29 protein-coding genes and 1 pseudogene are annotated in these 19,090 nt (G+C 63.3%); 19 read left to right on the top strand and 11 right to left on the bottom strand.

The features are described 5' to 3' along the window. The first annotated feature begins 53 nt into the window (after window positions 1-53). Window positions 54-1,310 carry a sigma-70 family RNA polymerase sigma factor gene (locus X773_RS51350; RefSeq protein ID WP_023676184.1) on the top strand — a complete coding sequence of 419 codons (1,257 nt, stop codon included), beginning with the start codon at window positions 54-56 and terminating at the stop codon, window positions 1,308-1,310. Window positions 1,311-1,397: 87 nt separating this feature from the next. On the opposite strand, the gene X773_RS51345 is transcribed toward X773_RS51350, so the two are convergent. The 4 genes and pseudogenes from X773_RS51345 to X773_RS51330 form a co-directional block, all read right to left on the bottom strand. Next, complete coding sequence (locus tag X773_RS51345; RefSeq protein WP_023676183.1) at window positions 1,398-1,805, bottom strand: PIN domain-containing protein; 408 nt, start codon at window positions 1,803-1,805, stop codon at window positions 1,398-1,400. After that, window positions 1,795-2,025 (bottom strand): AbrB/MazE/SpoVT family DNA-binding domain-containing protein, encoded by a 231-nt coding sequence (locus tag X773_RS51340; RefSeq protein ID WP_023676182.1) that lies wholly within the window; start codon window positions 2,023-2,025, stop codon window positions 1,795-1,797. Before X773_RS51340 ends, X773_RS51345 begins: the two co-directional genes overlap by 11 nt. Before the next feature lie 107 nt (window positions 2,026-2,132). Then, window positions 2,133-2,508 (bottom strand): annotated as a pseudogene (locus X773_RS51335) (type II toxin-antitoxin system VapC family toxin). 50 nt (window positions 2,509-2,558) lie between these two features. After that, window positions 2,559-2,801: a type II toxin-antitoxin system prevent-host-death family antitoxin gene (locus X773_RS51330; protein WP_023676181.1), complete on the bottom strand. Its 243-nt coding sequence runs from the start codon at window positions 2,799-2,801 to the stop codon at window positions 2,559-2,561. Window positions 2,802-3,052: 251 nt separating this feature from the next. On the opposite strand from X773_RS51330, the gene X773_RS51325 reads away from it, so the two are divergent. From X773_RS51325 to X773_RS51300, 6 genes are all read left to right on the top strand, one after another. Then, a complete protein-coding gene (locus X773_RS51325; protein ID WP_023676180.1) occupies window positions 3,053-3,376 on the top strand; it encodes a metalloregulator ArsR/SmtB family transcription factor in 324 nt (107 codons plus the stop codon). Continuing rightward, window positions 3,373-3,783 carry an SRPBCC domain-containing protein gene (locus X773_RS51320; RefSeq protein WP_023676179.1) on the top strand — a complete coding sequence of 137 codons (411 nt, stop codon included), beginning with the start codon at window positions 3,373-3,375 and terminating at the stop codon, window positions 3,781-3,783. Before X773_RS51325 ends, X773_RS51320 begins: the two co-directional genes overlap by 4 nt. 71 nt (window positions 3,784-3,854) lie before the next feature. Beyond that, window positions 3,855-4,247 carry a VOC family protein gene (locus tag X773_RS51315; protein WP_023676178.1) on the top strand — a complete coding sequence of 131 codons (393 nt, stop codon included), beginning with the start codon at window positions 3,855-3,857 and terminating at the stop codon, window positions 4,245-4,247. Between the two features lie 87 nt (window positions 4,248-4,334). Next, window positions 4,335-4,565 carry a hypothetical protein gene (locus X773_RS51310; RefSeq protein WP_023676177.1) on the top strand — a complete coding sequence of 77 codons (231 nt, stop codon included), beginning with the start codon at window positions 4,335-4,337 and terminating at the stop codon, window positions 4,563-4,565. A gap of 4 nt (window positions 4,566-4,569) precedes the next feature. Further along, complete coding sequence (locus X773_RS51305) at window positions 4,570-5,040, top strand: DUF1801 domain-containing protein (protein ID WP_023676176.1); 471 nt, start codon at window positions 4,570-4,572, stop codon at window positions 5,038-5,040. A gap of 91 nt (window positions 5,041-5,131) precedes the next feature. Continuing rightward, window positions 5,132-5,530 carry a DUF1801 domain-containing protein gene (locus X773_RS51300; protein WP_023676175.1) on the top strand — a complete coding sequence of 133 codons (399 nt, stop codon included), beginning with the start codon at window positions 5,132-5,134 and terminating at the stop codon, window positions 5,528-5,530. Here X773_RS51300 and X773_RS51295 read toward each other — a convergent pair whose 3' ends face one another. After that, window positions 5,531-6,439 (bottom strand): dihydrodipicolinate synthase family protein, encoded by a 909-nt coding sequence (locus X773_RS51295; RefSeq protein WP_023676174.1) that lies wholly within the window; start codon window positions 6,437-6,439, stop codon window positions 5,531-5,533. A 240-nt stretch (window positions 6,440-6,679) separates the two neighbouring features. On the opposite strand from X773_RS51295, the gene X773_RS51290 reads away from it, so the two are divergent. From X773_RS51290 to X773_RS51265, 6 genes are all read left to right on the top strand, one after another. Continuing rightward, complete coding sequence (locus X773_RS51290; protein ID WP_023676173.1) at window positions 6,680-7,777, top strand: Gfo/Idh/MocA family oxidoreductase; 1,098 nt, start codon at window positions 6,680-6,682, stop codon at window positions 7,775-7,777. 11 nt (window positions 7,778-7,788) lie between these two features. After that, window positions 7,789-8,448: a ThuA domain-containing protein gene (locus X773_RS51285; RefSeq protein WP_023676172.1), complete on the top strand. Its 660-nt coding sequence runs from the start codon at window positions 7,789-7,791 to the stop codon at window positions 8,446-8,448. Between the two features lie 147 nt (window positions 8,449-8,595). Further along, complete coding sequence (gene uxuA / locus X773_RS51280; protein ID WP_023676171.1) at window positions 8,596-9,795, top strand: mannonate dehydratase; 1,200 nt, start codon at window positions 8,596-8,598, stop codon at window positions 9,793-9,795. Then, on the top strand, window positions 9,792-10,706 hold the full coding sequence (locus X773_RS51275) for a PfkB family carbohydrate kinase (RefSeq protein ID WP_023676170.1): 915 nt from the start codon (window positions 9,792-9,794) through the stop codon (window positions 10,704-10,706). The genes uxuA and X773_RS51275 overlap by 4 nt, the downstream gene beginning before the upstream one ends. Window positions 10,707-10,804: 98 nt before the next feature. Beyond that, complete coding sequence (locus tag X773_RS51270; protein ID WP_023676169.1) at window positions 10,805-11,587, top strand: SDR family NAD(P)-dependent oxidoreductase; 783 nt, start codon at window positions 10,805-10,807, stop codon at window positions 11,585-11,587. Window positions 11,588-11,657: 70 nt separating this feature from the next. Then, window positions 11,658-12,419 (top strand): GntR family transcriptional regulator, encoded by a 762-nt coding sequence (locus X773_RS51265; protein WP_084641055.1) that lies wholly within the window; start codon window positions 11,658-11,660, stop codon window positions 12,417-12,419. Here the strand turns inward: X773_RS51265 and X773_RS76325 are convergent. The 3 genes from X773_RS76325 to X773_RS51260 are packed head-to-tail and all read right to left on the bottom strand — an operon-like array spanning window position 12,405 to window position 12,951. Next, window positions 12,405-12,593 carry a hypothetical protein gene (locus X773_RS76325; protein WP_156937321.1) on the bottom strand — a complete coding sequence of 63 codons (189 nt, stop codon included), beginning with the start codon at window positions 12,591-12,593 and terminating at the stop codon, window positions 12,405-12,407. The genes X773_RS51265 and X773_RS76325 overlap by 15 nt on opposite strands. A gap of 8 nt (window positions 12,594-12,601) precedes the next feature. After that, the gene (locus tag X773_RS79005; RefSeq protein WP_280952094.1) at window positions 12,602-12,730 is read right to left on the bottom strand and encodes a hypothetical protein; all 129 of its coding nucleotides are present in this window, start codon (window positions 12,728-12,730) and stop codon (window positions 12,602-12,604) included. 5 nt (window positions 12,731-12,735) lie between these two features. After that, entirely contained in the window at window positions 12,736-12,951 is a 216-nt protein-coding gene (locus X773_RS51260) for a DUF2934 domain-containing protein (protein WP_023676165.1), read from the bottom strand. A 219-nt stretch (window positions 12,952-13,170) separates the two neighbouring features. Here X773_RS51260 and X773_RS51255 point away from each other — a divergent pair, with 219 nt between their 5' ends. The 6 genes from X773_RS51255 to X773_RS51230 are packed head-to-tail and all read left to right on the top strand — an operon-like array spanning window position 13,171 to window position 17,277. Continuing rightward, entirely contained in the window at window positions 13,171-13,569 is a 399-nt protein-coding gene (locus tag X773_RS51255) for a hypothetical protein (RefSeq protein ID WP_245274675.1), read from the top strand. Then, a complete protein-coding gene (locus tag X773_RS51250; protein ID WP_023676163.1) occupies window positions 13,566-14,786 on the top strand; it encodes a divalent metal cation transporter in 1,221 nt (406 codons plus the stop codon). The genes X773_RS51255 and X773_RS51250 overlap by 4 nt, the downstream gene beginning before the upstream one ends. Next, on the top strand, window positions 14,786-15,148 hold the full coding sequence (locus tag X773_RS51245) for a hypothetical protein (RefSeq protein WP_023676162.1): 363 nt from the start codon (window positions 14,786-14,788) through the stop codon (window positions 15,146-15,148). Before X773_RS51250 ends, X773_RS51245 begins: the two co-directional genes overlap by 1 nt. After that, window positions 15,148-15,483: a hypothetical protein gene (locus tag X773_RS51240; RefSeq protein ID WP_023676161.1), complete on the top strand. Its 336-nt coding sequence runs from the start codon at window positions 15,148-15,150 to the stop codon at window positions 15,481-15,483. The genes X773_RS51245 and X773_RS51240 overlap by 1 nt, the downstream gene beginning before the upstream one ends. Before the next feature lie 34 nt (window positions 15,484-15,517). Then, window positions 15,518-16,804, top strand: coding sequence for an SDR family oxidoreductase (locus tag X773_RS51235; protein WP_023676160.1), 1,287 nt, complete (start codon window positions 15,518-15,520; stop codon window positions 16,802-16,804). After that, the gene (locus tag X773_RS51230) at window positions 16,804-17,277 is read left to right on the top strand and encodes a DUF2269 family protein (protein WP_023676159.1); all 474 of its coding nucleotides are present in this window, start codon (window positions 16,804-16,806) and stop codon (window positions 17,275-17,277) included. The genes X773_RS51235 and X773_RS51230 overlap by 1 nt, the downstream gene beginning before the upstream one ends. Before the next feature lie 39 nt (window positions 17,278-17,316). Here the strand turns inward: X773_RS51230 and X773_RS0137655 are convergent, their stop codons facing one another. Genes X773_RS0137655 through X773_RS51220 form a run of 3 tightly spaced genes read right to left on the bottom strand, consistent with a single transcriptional unit; the run spans window position 17,317 to window position 19,089 of the window. Next, the gene (locus X773_RS0137655) at window positions 17,317-17,886 is read right to left on the bottom strand and encodes a cytochrome c (RefSeq protein WP_023676158.1); all 570 of its coding nucleotides are present in this window, start codon (window positions 17,884-17,886) and stop codon (window positions 17,317-17,319) included. Beyond that, window positions 17,867-18,751 (bottom strand): cytochrome c oxidase assembly protein, encoded by an 885-nt coding sequence (locus tag X773_RS51225; RefSeq protein ID WP_023676157.1) that lies wholly within the window; start codon window positions 18,749-18,751, stop codon window positions 17,867-17,869. The genes X773_RS0137655 and X773_RS51225 overlap by 20 nt, the downstream gene beginning before the upstream one ends. Continuing rightward, window positions 18,748-19,089: a hypothetical protein gene (locus X773_RS51220; protein WP_023676156.1), complete on the bottom strand. Its 342-nt coding sequence runs from the start codon at window positions 19,087-19,089 to the stop codon at window positions 18,748-18,750. The genes X773_RS51225 and X773_RS51220 overlap by 4 nt, the downstream gene beginning before the upstream one ends. Window position 19,090: the final 1 nt, after the last annotated feature.

Here is a 19,090-nt window from a genome sequence, read left to right as displayed (position 1 = left end):
CTGTCGGCCGCAACCTGCTTTGCCTTCGTTATGGCTTTGGCCGATAAGGCAGCATGACGGCAGGCGAGACGCAGCAGGCGATCGAGGCGATTTTTCGCATTGAACGTGCCCGGCTCATCGCGGGCCTGGCCCGCCTCGTGCGCAATGTCGATCTTGCAGAGGAACTGGTGCAGGACGCCCTCGTCATAGCCCTATCCGAATGGTCCAGGACCGGCGTTCCGGCTAATCCCGGCGCTTGGCTGATGACGGTCGCCAAACGCCGCGCCATCGACGCGATCCGTCGCGACAAGATGCGCGAGCGCAAGCATGAGGAGATCGCGCGGGAGCTGGACGGCGACTGCGATGGTACGGCCGAGGGAAACGAAATGGCCATGAACGACGATCTTGGCGACGAGCTGCTGGGCCTCATCTTCACAGCCTGCCACCCCATACTTTCGGCCGACGCCCGCGCGGCCCTCACGCTGCGTGTCATCGGCGGCCTGACGACGGACGAGATCGCCCGTGCTTTCCTGTCGAGCGAGGTGACGATCGCCCAGCGCATCGTCCGCGCAAAGAGGACGATCGGAAAGGCCGGGCTCAGCTTCGAGGTGCCGCGCGGCGCCGAGCGTGCGGCGCGTCTGTCCTCGGTGCTGGAGGTCATCTATCTCATCTTCAATGAAGGCTATGCTGCCACGGCAGGCGACGACCTTGTCCGCCCGAGCCTGTGCCTGGAGGCACAACGGCTCGGCCGCATGCTGGCGGGGTTGATGGCCGAGGATGCCGAGGTGTTCGGCCTGCTGGCTCTGATGGAAATCCAGGCATCGCGCCTGCCGGCACGCATCGGGCCGGACGGCGCCCTCTTGACCCTGACCGAGCAAAACCGCGCGCGCTGGGACCAGCTGCTGATCCGCCGAGGCCTTGACGCGCTGGCCCGTGCCGAAGCCCTCGGGGGCGATGGCCCCTATGTGTTGCAGGCCGCGCTTGCAGCCTGTCACGCGCGGGCGCGCAGTCCGGCCGATACCGACTGGCCCCGTATCGCAGCGCTCTACGACCGGCTGCGTGCAGTGATGCCCTCGCCGGTGGTCGATCTCAATCGAGCGGTCGCCCACAGCATGGCCTTCGGGCCCGAAGCGGGCCTGCGGCTGGTAGACGAGATTGCCGACGCCGCCGCCTTGCGCAATTATGCGCCATTGCCGGCGGCGAGGGGCGATTTTCTGTTTCGGGCCGGCCGGCTGGCCGAGGCCCGCGCCGAATTCGAGGCTGCGGCCAAGCTCACCCGCAACGTGCGCGAAGCGGCCTTTCTCCTCGCCCGCGCAGACGCTTGTGGTTGACAGCATCGCTCTCCGTGCCCGACGCGCCGCTCGGCAACATCGAAAGCCGCCAGTTCGCTCCCGGCCAGCCCCCTTCAATGAGCGTGATCAGCTCGCAACGCGAAAGGGATTAACGATGCGCAAGCCTTCGTCGAGCGCCATTGCGTGCTGCATGTCCTCCGACCAAAGTGTATCGCAGCCAGCGTGAACCGCCGCGGAGGCGATCATCGCGTCATAGGTGGAAAGGCCGTACCGCTCGGCGAGCCTCAATCCTGTTTCGTGGGTCTCGAGCGTGAGCGGATGAACCGTCAACAGGCCGCGCAGCGTGGTCAGCAGCGCATGCGTTTCGTCCCATGACATTTGCATCTTCCGACGCGCGACATTGGTGAGTTCATTGAGAACCTGCACGCTGATCGCCCCGCCATCGGCGATGACCGCCTCGGCCCGATCCGCCTTCGCCGTGTCGCCTGACGCGATATGAAGAAGGACATTGGTATCGAAAAAACTAACGGGCATTTGCCTCGTCCCGATCGAATTTGAAGTCAGCGGGAAGCCGACCGCGGAAGGCGCGGAGACGCTTCAGCAACTCCTCACGCCCGGGCTTCCGCGCGACGCCAAGCTGGCGGGCGTCAGCGACATGGATTTCGATCTCATCGCCTTCCCTGAGTTCAAGCGCTTCGACCACAGCGGCGGGAAGGCGGACCGCAAGACTGTTTCCCCATTTGGCGACCTGCATGCCACTTCCTCTCTTAGATATACGCTGGAAGAAATGTATATCCACAAGTCGTCAAGGTCAAGAATTGCAGCCAATCGGTTTATTCATTTTGGAGGAGAGGGCCTCGATCATGCCAGCAACTGCGTCGGCACGCCGAGAATCGGTCCTGCCTCGGCGAGCCGCTGGTCGAGGGTCCACACCGTGGCGCCATGCTCCGATGCCGTCGCGAGGTGCAGGGCGTCGCCAGCACGAAGCCCGAGCATATGCTGATCGGCGAATTTCGCGGCGACCCGAAAATGCCCGCCCGTCACCGGCAGCACGGTGAAGCTCTCAGCGACAAGCTTATTGAACATCGCGAGCGCTGCCGCGCGTTGCTCCAGGTCGATTTGTCCGGTCCGAAGCTTGATCGCCATGGCGCAGGACATCTCGGTGATGGTCCAGTCGCTGATCACAAGTTGCGCAGGGTCCTGCTCCGCTAGCCCAGCCCTGAACGCGCGCGGTCATGGCTTCGTTGGATAGCGCCGCGATGATCAGCGAAGTATCGAGATAGGACGTCAATAGCGATCGCCATCTCGCATCGATCGCACCAGATCGGTGGCAGCCTGAGCCTGCAGAGGCATGGTTGCGGTCAGGGATTGGAGCAGGACGGCGTCGATCCGTTTGCGAGGGCGGGCCACGGCCGTGAGCCTGGCGACCGGCTTGCCACGCCGGGTTATGTCGATCGAGTCTCCAGCTTCAACCCGGTCGACGAGCTCACTCAGATGTGCCTTGGCGTCCGCCAGATTGACCGCGTCCATGTCACGCTCCTGACCATGTAGATAGTCATATAGCGCATCACACTTGACGATTCCAGCGCAGAGTACTTTGGCACACCAGGCTGCCCCCAGGTCAGCGACCGTCGCGGCGCTCGTTCCACTTCTTGAAGCAGACCGCTGTGTGAGCGAAGCAGGTGATCGCTCCTGCAACGAGAATTGTGCCGCTTCCCGCTTGACTCACACATATCCCGGTGGTTATACATCGATCAATAGCCGAAGGGTTATCGATCCCAATGCCAAAGGCTCACGATGTACTCTTCAGAACGCTTGCCGATCCGACTCGGCGCGCTATTTTTGAGCGGCTGTGTCGCGAAGGAGAGCAGACGGTCGGGGCTCTGACGGCTCAGGCCGGGATCTCGCAACCGGCCGTGTCAAAACATCTCGGCGTTTTGAGGCAGGCCGGGCTCGTGCGCGACCGCCATGCAGGGCGACAGACCCATTATAGCGCGCAGCTTGCTGCGCTTGCCCCCCTGATTGACTGGACAAGCCAGATGACCGGGTTCTGGCAGAGCCGGTTCGACGACCTCGAAGACCTGCTCAAAAGGATGGACCAGTGAACCGAACGTCGACCGAAACACTCTCCGTCATTGTTGAACGGGAAATCGCTTATCCGCCCGAGAAGATCTGGCGCGCGCTCACGCAACCACACTTGATCGAGGAGTGGCTCATGAAAAATGACTTCAAACCTGTCGCGAACCACCGCTTCAATCTTCACGCAGACTGGGGCTCTGTCGAGTGTCAGGTGCAGACGGTCGAGCCGAACAGAACACTGACTTACACGTGGGATACCAAGGATCTCAAGAGTGTCGTCTCCTGGACCCTCACCCCCACGAGCACCGGAGCCCGCTTGCGCATGGAACAGTCGGGCTTCCGGCCGGATCAGCAGCCTTACTTCCGGGGTGCCAAAGTCGGCTGGCCGAGGTTCTTTGACGATCTGGAGCAGGTTCTGGCGCGGACGGACTGAGATCCGCTGGGCTATCCAAGCAAGGGCTCTGTTACAGAGCGACATCACGAGGCGATAATGGAGGCAAGCCAATGAAGATCAAGTTGGCCAAAGTATACGTGGACGACCAGGAAAAGGCACTGGGCTTTTACACCGAAACGCTCGGCTTTACCAAGAAGGCCGATTTCAGCAATGGGCCGTTTCGCTGGCTGACCGTTGGATCACCCGACGAGCCGGACGGTGCCGAGCTGCAACTCGCGCTCAATGACAACCCGGCTGCAAAGACCTACCAGCAAGCCATTTTCCAGCAGGGCCAGCCCGCGGTCATGTTCTTCACCGATAACGTCAAGGGCGACTACGAGCGCATAAAAGCGCGCGGCGCCGAGTTCACGATGCCGCCGACCGAAGTAACCGGCTCGACCATCGCCCAGCTGAACGACAACTGCGGCAATCTCGTTCAAATCACCCAACTGGCGCGCTGGTAAAGCATGCGTTCAGTGGCGTGGCTGCCCGGCGGGAGTCGCCAAACGGGCCGCCCGATCCGCTTCGGTTCGTCTTCAGAGGAGGTCTCAATGGATTGGAACAAATGGGTTCGGCAGATCCACCGCTGGCTGTCGATTATCTTTGCGGCGGTCGTCGCCGCCATCTTCATCAGGCTGGGAGCAGGCAAGGAACCCGCCTACTGGGTATACCTCTTGCCGCTGTTTCCACTCGGCTTGCTCCTGCTTACCGGTCTGTACATGTTCGTGCTGCCTTACGCGCCCAAGTGGCGCAACGCAGGGGGCACCGGCGCATTGGAGTGAACGCATGGCCAACAAGACGTCCATCAAGTCAGCGGCGGTCGCGAAGAAGCCCGCCGCCAAGCCTGCAGCCGCCAAGCCGGTCCTCCTCGCAGGCGGCAACCCGCAGATCCCGAAGGGTGATGGTGACGCTCCTGTGCAGGCCTACATCGCGGCCATGCCGGGCTGGAAACGCGACGTCGGCCGCCGCCTCGACGCACTCATCGAGCGCAACGTTCCCAACCTGCGCAAGGCCGTCAAATGGAACTCGCCCTTCTATGGCGTAGAGGGTCAAGGCTGGTTCCTCAACTTCCATTGCTTCACAAAGTACATCAAGCTGGCTTTCTTCCGCGGCACGTCGCTGCATCCTGTCCCTCCAGGCGAGTCCAAGCACAAGGACGTGCGCTACCTCGACATCCGCGAGGACGACCAGCTCGACGAAGCTCAACTCACCGACTGGGTAAAGCAAGCCAGCCAGTTGCCTGGCGAGCGAATGTGAGTGGAATGCGAGTCATTCCCGCAAACCCGGTGCCGACTAGCGGTATTCATGTGACGGGCGAGCGGCAACAACCCTAGGGAAAGCGACAATGATGATGAAGAGTGGCTCTATGGAAGGAAATGCAGAAAGCTCTCCCTCTCAGCTGATAGATGCGAGGATCAGTGAGCTGGGCGATTGGCGAGGCAAGACGCTTTCCCATATCCGCGCTCTCGTCAAGCAGGCTGACCCGGAAGTGGTCGAGGAGTGGAAGTGGCGAGGCGTTCCGGTGTGGTCGCACGCCGGAATAATCTGCACCGGCGAGACCTACAAGAACGTCGTGAAGGTGACCTTCGCAAAGGGCGCCTCCCTGCCGGATCCTTCAGGCCTGTTCAACTCCAGTCTCGAAGGCAACACCAGGCGCGCCATCGATATCCGTGAGGGCGAAGATATAGATGAGAATGCGTTCAAGGCGCTGATACGCGCTGCTGCCGCCCTGAACGCGGCCCGATAGTCAGCTCCGGCCGATATGGTCGGCTAGCGGGCCGAGAGCGGCGAGCAAAGCTTCGCCGGTGGCTTGCGTCGCGTTCTCATGCGGCGCGCGCAGGTTCAGCCAGCGTCTGTCGCCGGACCGTACCGCCAGCACTGCCTTCATCGCGGAGATGAGGCCGGCGTCCTGGATGATTTTGCGGAACGCCTTGATGGCGGCATCCGCGTCAGTAATGTCCTCTCCCGCCAGTGCTGCGTCGTAGAGGGCCCGGATCGCTGCGGCATTCAGATTGACCGTCGCCGAGATGCATCCCGCAGCACCGTTGGCGAGGCCTTTCGTCAGCTGTGCTTCCGAGCTCGGGAACACCGCGACCCTTGGGGCTGCCGCAATGACTGCCGCGGTGTTGTTCCAATCGCCGGCGCTGTCCTTGTAAGCCACCACGACATCCGGAAACGCTTGGCTCAAGCGGGCGGTCAGCGCCGGGCTCACCGGTACGCCGGAATTCTGCGGGATGTGGTAGAGGATCATCCTCATCGCCGGGTTCGCCACCCGTTCGATCAGCTCGCCATAGTAGCGGGCCTGTCCGTTGTCGCCGGCGGCCGTATAGAAGAACGACGGCAGCACCATCACCCCGGCACAGCCGAGCCCGACGGCATGCGCCGTCAGCTCGACGGTCTCGGCAAGTGCTGTGACACCGGTGCCGGGCATCAGATGGCTTGGCGAAATGCCGGCCTCGACCAGCCACTCCAGCGCTTGCATTCGCTCGCGCAACGAGACGGACAAGGCCTCGCCCGTGGTGCCGAACGGCGACAGGAAATGCGCTCCCTGATCCAGCACCCATTTGGCGTGGGATATCCAGAGATCGCGGGCGATCCGGCCGTCGTTTTCGAACGGCGTCAGGATCGGTGCGATGGTTCCTTGTGGGCGGATCATTTGCGTCCTTCTAAAGCCGGCATCAAAAATGTCGAGCAAGCTACATGAAGCAATGTTGCTGAGTACCGGCCGTTCGACCTCGAAAGCAAGCGGCTCGCGCATAGGCGCGCGATTGTGATCGGGCGGCGGTTCTGAGGCTCTCGAGGTATATCCTTGTCACGGGATAACGTCGTCTGGCCGAAAGGGGGGTGACAAACGAGTTCTGCTGTTTCATCAATGCCGCCTTTTGAGGAGAAGCCCATGCGGAGGATCGGTGTCGGCATTATCGGCTGCGGCAACATTTCGGATGCCTATCTGAAGGCATCGCCACAATTCCCGGTGCTCGACATTGTCGGCGTCGCCGACATCAACCGGGCGGCAGCCGAGGCCAAGGCAGCGGCCTACGGCCTGGCTGCCATGCCGGTCGACGCGCTGTTGGCCGATCCGCGCGTCGAGATCGTGCTCAATCTGACGACGCCGCAGCATCATGTGCCGGTCGGCCTGCAGGCTGTCGGGCAAGGCAAGCACGTCTATTCCGAGAAGCCGCTGGCAACGACGCTCAGCGACGCCGAGCGGCTGGTCGCGGCGGCGCGCGAACAGGGCGTGCGCGTCGGCTGCGCACCCGACACCTTTCTTGGCGGCTCCCACCAGACGGCGCGGCGGCTGGTCGATGAGGATACGGCTGGGACCATTGTCGCCGGCTCTGCCTTCATGCAGGTGCCCGGCCACGAGCTCTGGCATCCCAATCCGGATTTCTACTATCAGCCCGGCGGTGGGCCAATGCTCGACATGGGACCGTACTATCTGACCTGCCTGGTCAATCTCCTGGGTCCGGTAAAATCCGTGACCGGGCAGGCGAAGTCTTCCTACGCCACCCGCACCATCGGTTCTGGACCGCGCCAGGGCGAAACCATCCGGGTCGAGGTGCCGACCCATATTTCCGGCCTGCTCGCATTCGAGAATGGCGCCGCGGTCTCGATCACCACCAGCTTCGACGTCTGGAAGCATGAACACAATCACATCGAACTTTACGGAACCAAGGGCTCGATGATCGTCTCCGATCCCAACCAGTTTCAGGGCGACATCAGGACCAGCCAGCGCAAGGGCGACTGGACGGTGGCCGATCAGATCCATTCGTATGGCGACGGCAATTACCGGGGCCTCGGCCTTGCCGACATGGCGCAGGCGGTCGTCTCGGGCAGGCAACACCGCGCCAGTCTCGATCTTTCCCTCCATGTCCTGGAAATCATGGAATCGATCATCTCTTCAGCAGAGATAGGGCAGGGTATCGATCTCAGATATCGCTGCGCCCGGCCGGCGCCGATGCGCGCCGACCTGCCTTTCGGAATTCTGGAATAGGGAATAATGCGATGAGCAAGACGGCACTGATTTTCTGGGGCGGCTGGGAAGGTCACACCCCGGCCCGAAGCGCCGAAATCGTCAAGGAGATGCTGGCCGGCAACGGCTTCGACGTGCAGCTGGAGCAGGGGACTTCGGCACTTGCCGATCCGCAGCTGGACAAGCTCGATCTCATTGTCCCGGTGATCACCATGTCGACAATCGAAAAGCCGGAGCTGCAAAACCTGACCAGCGCCGTCGGGGCCGGCACCGGCCTTGCGGGCTTTCACGGCACTATGTGCGACAGCTTCCGCAACGAGCCGGAATACCAGTTCATGACCGGCGGCCAGTGGGTCGCCCATCCCGGCAACATCATCGACTATCACGTCGACATCACCAGGCCAGGCGATCCGGTCATGCAGGGCATCGACGGCTTCGCCTACCGTTCAGAGCAGTATTACATGCATGTCGATCCGACCAACGAGGTGCTGGCGACGACTACTTTCACCGGCGAGCATCTCGATTTCATCGCCGGCGTCGTCATGCCGGTTGTCTGGAAGCGCCGCTACGGCAGGGGCCGCGTCTTCTACAGCGCGCTCGGGCACACCGCCGACGAGTTCGCCGTGCCGCAAATGCGCACGATGTTCGAACGCGGCGCGATTTGGGCCAGCCGAAACTCGGACCTTGGATAGCCGTTCAATCTGAACGCCACGTATCGTTGTAATCTCTCATAGGGCGGCCACCCGAACGCGGACACAGGCACTGGACTGCGGCAATTGACTGCCATGGTAGCATCCAATACTTGTAGTCTCATCGAAAATTCCGTAGCTGGAGGTCGAATGAAGCAGACGTGGCGATGGTTTGGTCCGAGTGACGCGGCAACGCTTGCCCACGCAAGGCAGGCCGGCGCAACCGGCATCGTGACGGCATTGCACGACATCCCTTACGGCGAAGTCTGGCCGATCGACGCCATCAGGCAGCGCCAGGGGCTTATCGAGGCGGATCCGGCGATGGGCCTCAAATGGAGCGTCGTCGAGAGTGTGCCCGTGCACGAGGACATCAAGCTCGGCCGCGGCGATCTCGACCGGCTCTACGACAATTTCAGGCAGACCTTACGCAATCTCGGCGCCTGCGGTGTGCGCACGGTCTGCTACAACTTCATGCTGATCCTCGACTGGACCCGGACCGACCTGGCTGCGCCGCTGCCGGGCGGCGGACGGGCGCTCCGGATGAACATGCACGAGCTTGCCGCGTTCGATTGCTACATGCTGCAGCGCAAGGGATCTGAGCGCGACTATGCGTCCGATGTTCTCCAGCGGGCGAGCGAATGGTTCGAGGCGACGCCGGATGCGTCAAAAGAGCGTCTGCTTGCCAACATCATGGCCGGCCTGCCGGGCGCCTTCAAGCGCTATGACATAGCGGAATTGCGCGAAGTGGTGGCCGAGCAGTCGGGCCTGTCGCACGACCGGCTGCGCGAGAACGTCGTCCGGTTTCTCGAAAACGTGCTGCCGGCGGCCGAAGAGGCGGGCGTCACGTTGGCGATCCACCCGGACGATCCGCCGCGCGATCTCGTCGGCCTGTGCCGGATCGTCAAGAACGCCGACGACATCGCCCTTATCCTGGACGCCGTGCCATCGGCCCATAGCGGCCTCACCTTGTGCACGGGGTCGCTGGGCGCCAACCCGGCCAATGACGTGCCCGCCATCGCCAGGCGCTTTGCGCACAAGATCAACTTCGTGCATCTGCGCAACGTCAGCAAGGACCCGGACGGCTCGTTCATGGAATCCGAGCATCTGAGCGGCGATGTCGACATGGTCTCGGTGGTTTCGATCTTGCTCGACGAGCAGCAACGCCGCCGCGACGCCGGGGAACCGGCGGCGCTGCTGCCGTTTCGCCCGGATCATGGCCACGAGCTGATCGATGACGCCGCGCGGCACACCCATCCCGGCTACCCCGTGATCGGCCGTCTTCGCGGCCTTGCCGAATTGAGAGGCGTGATGACGGCGATTGCCCATCAGCGCGGCTACCGGCTGCAATGACGGCGCCCCGCCTGCTCTGCGTCGGCGCGCTCACCTACGACACGATCTTGCGCCTCGATGTCCTGCCCTCCGGCGCCGGCAAGTTCCTGCCAAGCGAGGCCGTGCAGATCGCGGCCGGCATGGCAGCAAGCGCGGCCGCGTCGGCCAGCCGCCAGGGCGGGCAGGTCTGGCTATGGGCAAGCGTCGGCGACGATGCTGTCGGCCGCGATGTCATCGGCCAGATGGAGGCGGAGCGGGTCGACTGTTCGCTGGTGCGCAGGGTTGAAGGTGGCCGCTCGGCCATTGCCACGATCCTGGTCGATGCCGCCGGCGAGCGTATGATTGTGCCCTTCTACGATGCAGTCACGCAAGCCGATCCTGACCGTCTTCCGCCCGCGGATTTTTCCCGCTTCGACGCCGTGCTGGTTGATGTCCGCTGGCCCGGAGCCGCGGCCCTGGCGCTGGCGAAGGCTCGCGAGTGCGGCATCCCGGCGATCCTTGACGCCGATGTCGCGTCGCGACCGGTGCTCGACCGGCTGCTGCCGCTCGCCTCGCATGTCGTTGCTTCGCTGCCGGCGGCACGCATCCTTTGCGGTCCGGAGATATCCGCCGGTTCTGCCGTCGCCATTCTCGGCGAACGGACCGGCGCCTTCGTGGCGGTCACCGATGGGGCGAACGGCACCGTGTTCCGCTACTCGGGCAGCAATGACGTCCGTCATCTGCCGTCGCCGCGGGTCGAAGCCGTCGACACTCTGGCGGCAGGCGACGTGTTCCACGGCACCTTCGCTCTCGGCCTGGCCGAAGGTTGGGACGAAGAGCGGGCGATAGCAGTGGCCAGCGCCGCCGCCGCCCTGAAATGCCTGCGCTTTGGCGGACGTCTTGGCGCACCGACGCGCGCGGAAACGCTGGCTTTCATGCAAGGATCGACATGATGCCGAACACGCTTGGGCCGGCTCGGTGGAAAGAGCACGTCAAGTGGCGCCCGTCGACTACCATGGCAGTCGCTGCGCAACTGTTCGAGGGAGGATAAATGGCTGAGTTCAAAAAACGCGCACTGGTCACCGGGGCGGCCATGGGCATTGGCCGTGCTGTCGCCGAAAGACTGGCCGAGCAAGGCGTCGACCTGATCCTGTTCGACCGGGCGGGCGATCAGTTGGATGAGGTAGCGGCGCAGCTTTCGGCGCGCGGCGTGACCGTGCACACCGTGCTTGGCTCGACCGCCGACACTGAGGCCTGTGGCCGCGCCGTCGAGCTTGCCCGGTCCGCGTTCGGCGGGCTCGACATGCTCTCCCACAATGCCGGCATCCAGCGTTACGGAACGGTGGAGACCACGGACGAGGCGCTTTGGGACGAGGTGATGAACGTCAACCTCAAGGCTGCCTACCTGCTCTCCCGCGCGGCGATGCCGCTGCTGCGGCAAAGCCGCGGCGCCATCGTCCATATGAGCTCGGTGCAGGGTCTGGCCAGCCAGGAAGGGGTTCTGGCCTACAGCACGGCCAAGCACGGCCTGATCGGCCTGGTCAAATCGATGGCCGTCGACTATGCGCCGCTCGGCGTGCGCGTCAATGCCGTCGCTCCGGGTGCGGTCGACACGCCGATGCTGCGGGATGCGGTGAAACTCAACGATAAGCCCGACGAGATCCTGCGCATCCTCGACAATATGCATCCGCTCGGCCGTACCGCCCGGCCGCAAGAGATTGCCGCAGTCGTCGCCTTCCTGCTGTCCGACGATGCCTCCTTCGTCACCGGCGAGGTCGTACGCGTCGATGGCGGCCTGCTGGCGCGCATCGGCGGTTCTCCGCGCAAGGAATAACGTCGGCGCTGCTGCTTGCGCAGGCATTTCATGAACGGCTTGAAGCTGCAGAGCCTATAAGGGGTCGCCGATGGCAGGGCTTTTGGGAATGCGGACCATCACCGAGGGGCGGCTCGGCGAAACCGCCCCTGGCGCTTCGGTTGCGGCTAGGACGTTCGAGGTTTTGCTCGACCAGATCCTGACCTTCCGCCTGAAGCCGCACGAGCTGATTTCTGAAAAGGCGATGTCGGAAGCCCTCGGCGTGAGCCGCACGCCGGTCAGGGAGGCGCTCGCCCGGCTGGCCGGTCTTGGCTTGATCGACATTTATCCGCAGCGCGGCAGCATGGTGGCACCGCTGCGGATTGCCGATCTCGAGAAATCGCAGTTTCTGCGCGAAGCGCTCGAAGTCGGCCTGATCAAGCGCGCGGTCGAGAGCCCGCGCCGTGCTGACCTGCTTGCCGTGCTAAAAGGCGAACTGGCCGTCCAGGAGACGTTCGCCTCCATCGCGGACGACAGGCGCTTCTTCAAGTCGGACGAGCTGTTCCACCAGCATATCGCCAGTCATGCCGGGTTTCCCGGAATCTGGGCCGACATCAGCGCGGCGAAGCTGCACATGGACCGCTTCCGCTTCCTGTCTTTTCCGCGCCTCGACAGCATGTCGGTGGTCCTCGGCCAGCATCGGCGGATTGTCGATGCGCTCGAGCAGGCCGACGCCCTTGCCGCGGAAGAGGCGATGCGAACGCATCTTCGCCGCATCTTCGAGGTGCTCGAAATCGTCCGGGAGCGCTATCCCCATTATTTCGAGGCAAACGGCAGTGTGAGCCCGCTTTCGGCCGGCTCAATCCAAGCCTGAGCCTTTCTTGCGCGCTTCCGAAGGCGTCTTGGTCTTGCTGCCGGATTTGTCGGAAGCTGGCTCGGCTTTGCGATCTTGACCCTCGCCGCCTTGCTCCTTGCGGAGCTGATTTTCCACTACCGATCGCGATCCTTCCGCCGGGTCTTGTTCAGGATGAGTATCGGTTCCCGTCATGTCGGCTCCTATCCATTTTGATCAATTGCGTGCGGCGTGGGCTGACCTCCGCCGCCGGTTCTGTCGCGCCCGATCATCAGCCAGGCGGCGAACAGCACGACCAGTACGACCACGATCCAGGCGACGAAACGAGGCATCGGCCTCATGTCCCTCGCCGCCGCTTGCTGCCGCGTGCCTCCGGATCGGAGCCGGCCTCGACCGTTGGATCGGGCACGACCGGGCCGCGTTCGGCCTCGGAACCCTCAGCTTCGATCTCCTGCACGGCCTGATCCCAGTGCTCGCGCTCGCGTCCTTGCGGACGGCCTTCGCGCTCCCAGATCTCATGGGCTCGCTGCCTGATACGCTCTTCCCTATCCATGGCCTTTGCCTCCTCAGCCCCTAATCCGGCGATCGCTGGTTTGTTCCGCGGTGCCAGCGCCGTTCATCGCGGTTCAGTTGACCTGATCACCCAGCGCTCTAGATCAAACTTCGCGCCGAAGTCGCTTGGTGCGGGGAGAACAATCGTGTGGCAGCAACGCTACAAGCACGTATTGTAAATGCCGTTACAGCCGTCGGTCTTCGACCAGACCGCCCGTGCTTGCTGCTGATAATATTTGTATTGACGGCATGCTCGCCTTCCGACCAGGTCGAGCAGCAGTCGAAAACCGCGGCTTCCGCCACACAGACTGCATCGCTGGTCCTGGAGAGCTGGATCGCTGGGGGAGCCCCGTCGGAATACACGTCGCGCACTTTGCAATCGGCCGGCAAGGCGCTCGCCGATGCCGGTGCGCAAATCCAGTCCGCCAAGTCGCCTGAGCCCAGCGGGCAAGCCGGTCTGACGATGGCGGTTGGACGGCTTTCGGCAGCGGTAATTCGCGCGGCGACGGCCGTGCAGAACGGCAACCGCTCGGAAGTGGAACACGCGCAGCAGGATCTGCGGGCCGCCGCCGCCGATCTGAGCACGTCCTACGCGAAATATTTCGCGCCGAAATCATGAAGAAGCTGCTCGAAATATCGCTCGGCGTCGTCACCAGCGTTGGCGGCTTTCTTGAGGTCGGATCAGTGGCGACCGCCGCTCAGGCCGGCGCGGCGTTCAGGTTTCAGCTGATATGGGCCGTCGTCCTGGGCACGTTCTGCATCATCTTCCTGGTCGAAATGGCCGGACGCTTCGCCGCAGTTAGCCATCACACCATCGCCGACGGGATCCGGGAACGGTTTGGCTTCAACGCCTTTCTGTGGCCGTTGCTTGCGACCTTGCTGGTCAACTTCCTGGTCATGGCAGCCGAAATCGGCGGTGTTGCCATTGCGCTCGAGCTCGCCACCGGCATCGGCTTTCAGTGGTGGGCGCTGCCGGTCGCTTTTCTGGCATGGCTGTTCCTTTGGAAAGGCACGTTCGGATTCATCGAAAAAGGCGTCGCGATCCTCGGGCTGGTCACGCTGTGCTTCGTGGTTGGCGCAGTCATGCTGAAGCCCGATTGGGAGCAGGTCGCGGCCGGGGCCGTGCCCACACTGCCGGATCACGACGCGGCCAACTACTGGTTCATGGCGGTCAGCATTCTTGGTGCGTCGATCTCGCCCTATCTGTTCATGTTCTATTCGTCGGGAGCGATCGAGGACGAGTGGGACAAGAGCTATCTCGGAGCCAATCGGGCCATTGCCGGCCTGGGCATGAGTTTTGGCGGCACAATCGCTATCGGTGTGCTGATTGTGGCGGCGCTCGTGCTGGCCGCGCACGGCATAGAGCAGGTCGATGACTACCACCAACTGCCACTGATGCTGATTCCGATCTTCGGTTTCTGGGGATTTGTCCTGTTCGTTGCTTCACTAGGCATTGCCTGCTTCGGTGCCGCGCTCGAAATCGGCCTGCAGCAAGCCTACCTTGTGGCGCAGGGTTTCGGCTGGACTTGGGGCGAGAACCTGAAACCGCGCGACGACCCGGGTTTCAGCACCGTCTATACGATCTTGTTGGTTCTCGCCGCCATTCCGATCGCACTGGGCCTCGATCCGCTGAAGCTCACCATCTTTTCCATGGCGCTGACGGCCGCCAGCCTGCCGCTGACCGTGGTGCCGTTCCTCTTCCTGCTGAATGACGAGCGTTATGTCGGCGAGCACCGCAATGGCATGATAGCGAATGCCGCGGTCATCTTCATCATCGCGCTCGGTTTCGTGCTCGCGATCGTGACCATTCCTTTGCAGATATTCGGAGGCACGTGATGAAGTTGCTGCGCGACATCCTGGACAAGCAAGTAGTCGACCGCGAGCAGGTCAAGATCGGCAAGGTCGACGGGCTGGTGGCCGAGCTCAGGCCAGGCGAGCCGCCTAAAATCGTTGCGGTCGAGCTCGGCTCGATCACGCTGGGGCGTCGGCTTGGCGAGCGACCCGGGCGCTGGATGGCGCGGGTTGCGGCAAGGCTCGGCGGCAAGCGCCATGCCGAGCCGCACCGCATCGCCTGGAACAAGGTGCGCGACATCGGCGTCGACATCGAGTTCGATATCGACGTCCGCGAAACGGCGATTTTCGACTGGCAGGACTGGCTGCGCGATCATGTCATTGGGCGTATTCCGGGAGCTGGATGATGGCCACCGTCAATCTTGAGCAATTGGCTGGCAGGAATGTGCTTTCGCACGGCAAAAGCATCGGCCGTATCGAGGAGATACGCGCCGAACCGGATGGCGACGACCTGGTGGTCACCGAGTACCATGTCGGCATCTACGCGGCCTTCGAGCGTCTGTCCGCTTCGGCTATCGGCATTGCGGTCCTCGACGTCTTTCGATTGCGCAGTCGCGACAGCGTGTACCGCATTCCCTGGGACAAGCTCGACATCTCCGACCCGGCGCGGCCGCGGTTGTTATGCACGACGGAAGAACTTTCCGGTATGAAGGGGAGTATCGAGGGCGATAAACCGGAATGAACGATACTTTCCCGCCGTCGGAGAATGGGGTCCAGTGAAAGTCCTGGTTACCGGCGCCACCGGCCTGATCGGTGCCTCCGTCGTGGCACGCCTTCTTTCCGAAAGGCATGAGGTGATCGGATTGGTCCGCAGCCCCGGCGCAAACCGGGCCGGCAATTATCAATTGCTGGTGCTGGACATGGCGGCGGCGCTGCAGCCCGAAGACTGGCTACCGCATCTCAGGGGTGTCGACGCCGTCGTGAATTGTGCCGGCGTCCTGCAGGACAGCCCTCGCGAAAAGACGCGCGAAGTCCATCGCGATGCGGCGGCAGCACTCTTCCTCGCCTGTGCGCGGGCAGGGGTTGCCCGGGTAATCCACTTCTCGGCGATAGGCGTCGATCGGGCGCAGCCTTCGGCATTCTCGGCGACGAAACTGGCCGGCGACCAAGCGCTTATGGCGCTTGATCTGGATTGGGTGATCCTGCGCCCGTCCGTGGTGCTCGGCCGGCCGGTGTTTGGGGCCAGCGCATTGTTTAGGGGTCTCGCCTCGCTGCCGGTGCTACCGTCCATGCCCGGCACCGGCCGGCTCCAGGTGGTACTACTCGACGATGTGGTCTCAACAGTCGTCTTCCTTCTCGATCCCGACAGTCCGTCTCGCGTCGTGTTGGAACTTGTCGGTCCCGAACAGCTGAGCATGGACGAGGTCGTCGGCAGCTATCGCCGATGGCTCGGCTGGGCTCCTGCAGCCAGGTTTGTCTTGCCGGCGGCTGTTGCAAGGCTTCTCTACCGCCTCGGCGACCTTGCCGCGATGTTCGGCTGGCGTCCACCGATGCGCACCAACGCGGCCAGAGAGATCGCCCGAGGAGCGGTTGGAGATCCCTCGGACTGGACCGCCGCGACCGGCATACGCCCGCAAACCCTGGCGGGCCTCCTCGCGCTCAATCCGGCAACGGTGCAGGAAAAATGGTTTGCCCGGCTGTATTTCATCAAGCCTGCGATCTTCGTCGTCCTGCCCTTCTTCTGGATCGTGACGGGTATTGTGTCGCTGACCACCGGCTATAACGGTGGCATCGAGCTGATGCAAAGCACGGGGGCTGGCATCTTGTCGGCGCCGACCGTGATAGCCGGTGCTCTTGCCGACATCGCCGTCGGCGCGCTCCTAGCCTGGCGGCCAGCGACGCGAAAAGGCCTCTATGGCGGCATCGCGCTCTCGCTCTTCTACCTGGTCGTCGGAAGCCTCCTGAGCCCCGATCTGTGGAACGACCCGCTTGGGCCGTTCCTCAAGGTGTTGCCGATCCTGGTGCTGCACTTTGTGGCCTTGGCAGTGCTGGAGGAGCGTTGATGCTCTATTTCCTGCTGAAATTTCTGCATGTCATCGGCGCATCCGTGCTGCTTGGTACCGGCGCCGGTATCGCTTTCTTCATGCTGCTCGCCCACAGGACCGGCAATGCCGCGACGGTTGCGGCCGTGGCGCGTATCGTCGTCGTCGCCGACTTCCTTTTCACCGCGACGGCCGTGGTCGCGCAGCCTTTGACCGGAGCCGCGCTCGCCTGGCAGGCAGGCTACTCGCTGTCGGAGGGCTGGATCGTACTTTCGATCGCGCTCTATATCTTCACCGGAATGTTCTGGCTCCCGGTCGTCTGGATGCAAATGCAGATGCGCAAGCTGGCATCGCAAGCCGCCGCTGCAGGCGCGCCGTTGCCGCCGCGCTATCATCGGCTCTTCTGGCTGTGGTTCGCCTTCGGCTTCCCCGCCTTCGCCGCGGTACTCGGGATTTTCTGGCTGATGATCACTCGGCCTGCGATCGACTGGTGAAGACAGGCCGCGTGCAGCTGCCGGGATGAGCGATGACTTTCATTTCAGCGAATAGAGATAGGCCGCGATATCCCGCGCCTCCTGCTCGGAAATTCTGGTCGAAGGCATTGCCGTGTGCGGATTGATCTCTCTTGCGGCGCGTATCCAACGGACCATGTTTCGCGGGTTGTTGGACAATACGCCGCCGATATAGACCCGGGTGGCCAAGCTGGCGTCGAGGCGTGGACCGACCAGTCCCTGCGCGCCGGGCACGCCGGTGATCGTGTGGCATCCGGCACAGCCATTGGCCATGATGATTGGTATGGCGCGGGCGCCAACACCGCCGGTTGCATTGTCGGCCTTCTGCTCCACTCGACGGCTTTGCTCGAAGTACAACGCGATCCCGGCCAGGGCTGCAACAAGCACGACAATTGCCGCGGCGCCGAGGATGGGTCCGGACGGAGTGAAGCGCGATGTTGCGCGCACGCCGATGCTGCCAGGGGCATTGTCCGTCTTATGCGCGACCCTGACGAGCCGCTCCGGCCACAACGTCAGCGCCGCCCAAGCTGCGGCCAGCACGGCAATTGCCGTCCCGGCACCAATGACCAGCTTAGACAGCCTGGAGCGCATGCGACGCCTCCCATCTTCTCTGTCCACTTGAGCGAATCCACAGACCGGCCAGCAGCAACGCGGCTCCGCCATAAATCAGGCCGGCCGGAACCCACATCACCAAGCCGGCGAGCTGCTGGTCCTCGAGCGGGCTAAGGCTCCACAATTCCGCGCCGGCTGCGTTTACCGGGTACCACAGCCTTGGCGAGACCAGCAGCAGCACCCCGAGCAGGCCGGTGTGCAGCGAGGTGAAAAAGAGGTGCATGACTGCGCTGCCGTAGGCTTGTTCGCGGCCTGAACGCGGCAGCAGCACCCACCAGAACAGCAGCCCCGTACCAAAGAAGCTGGCATGTTGCGCATAATGCAGGACACCCTGTGCAAGCGCCGCCTCGAACAGCGCCGGAACGTGCCACGCCCAAATCGCGACGCCGTGCAGGAAGGTCGCGGCTAGAGGGCGGCTGACGGCGGCCCAAACGGTTCGAAGCACCTTCGCCTGCCCGGCTGCGCCAAATGCCAGCCGCAGCTTGGTCGGCAATGCCCACATCATCGCCGCCGCCGGACGGGAGGCGACCAGCAGGGGTGCCGCCACCGCCATCAACAGCTCGTGCTCGATCATGTGGGCGGTGAAAACGCGCTCACCCAATGCATGGAGCGGACTGACCAGTGCTGCCGCCAAAATGGCCCAGCCGGTCGCAAACAGCAGGGCTTGCCGCAACCGCAACGGGCGGCTGCGGGCACTCCGCCGCCACAGCCGAAAGGCGCCTGCCGCGTAAAGCAGTGCGACCATGGTTAGCGGCAGCGTGATCGGCAACGCCAGCGTCCAGCCGGCCTGCGGGGCGCCGGCACCGTAGCAGATCGAGGTCGAGAAGAGCGCGTCGAAGCTCATCGTAGGCAGCCGTCAACAATGAGCGAAGCCGCGCCTTGCATGACGATTACCAGCGCAAACAGCACCGCGCTGAGAATGCCGATATTGGCGACGAAATGCTCGGTGCCGCGCGTACGATCCGGTTTAAAGGCGGCGCCACCTTGCTGTCGCGCCCGCCACGAAAGCACGCCGCCGAGCAAGGCCAGCACTGTCAGCACCAGCGCAATGACCGGTATGACGGGAATATCGTGGGCGCACTGCCACTCCACGAACGCATAATTCAGCTGCGTCGACATCGCCCAGGCCAAAGGCCCGGACAACAGCCCGCCCCATGATGTGCCCAAGCGAAGCGCACGCATC

The organism is Mesorhizobium sp. LSJC280B00 (assembly GCF_000502835.1).
Lineage (GTDB): Bacteria > Pseudomonadota > Alphaproteobacteria > Rhizobiales > Rhizobiaceae > Mesorhizobium.
This window is presented reverse-complemented; position numbering and strand designations above follow the sequence as displayed.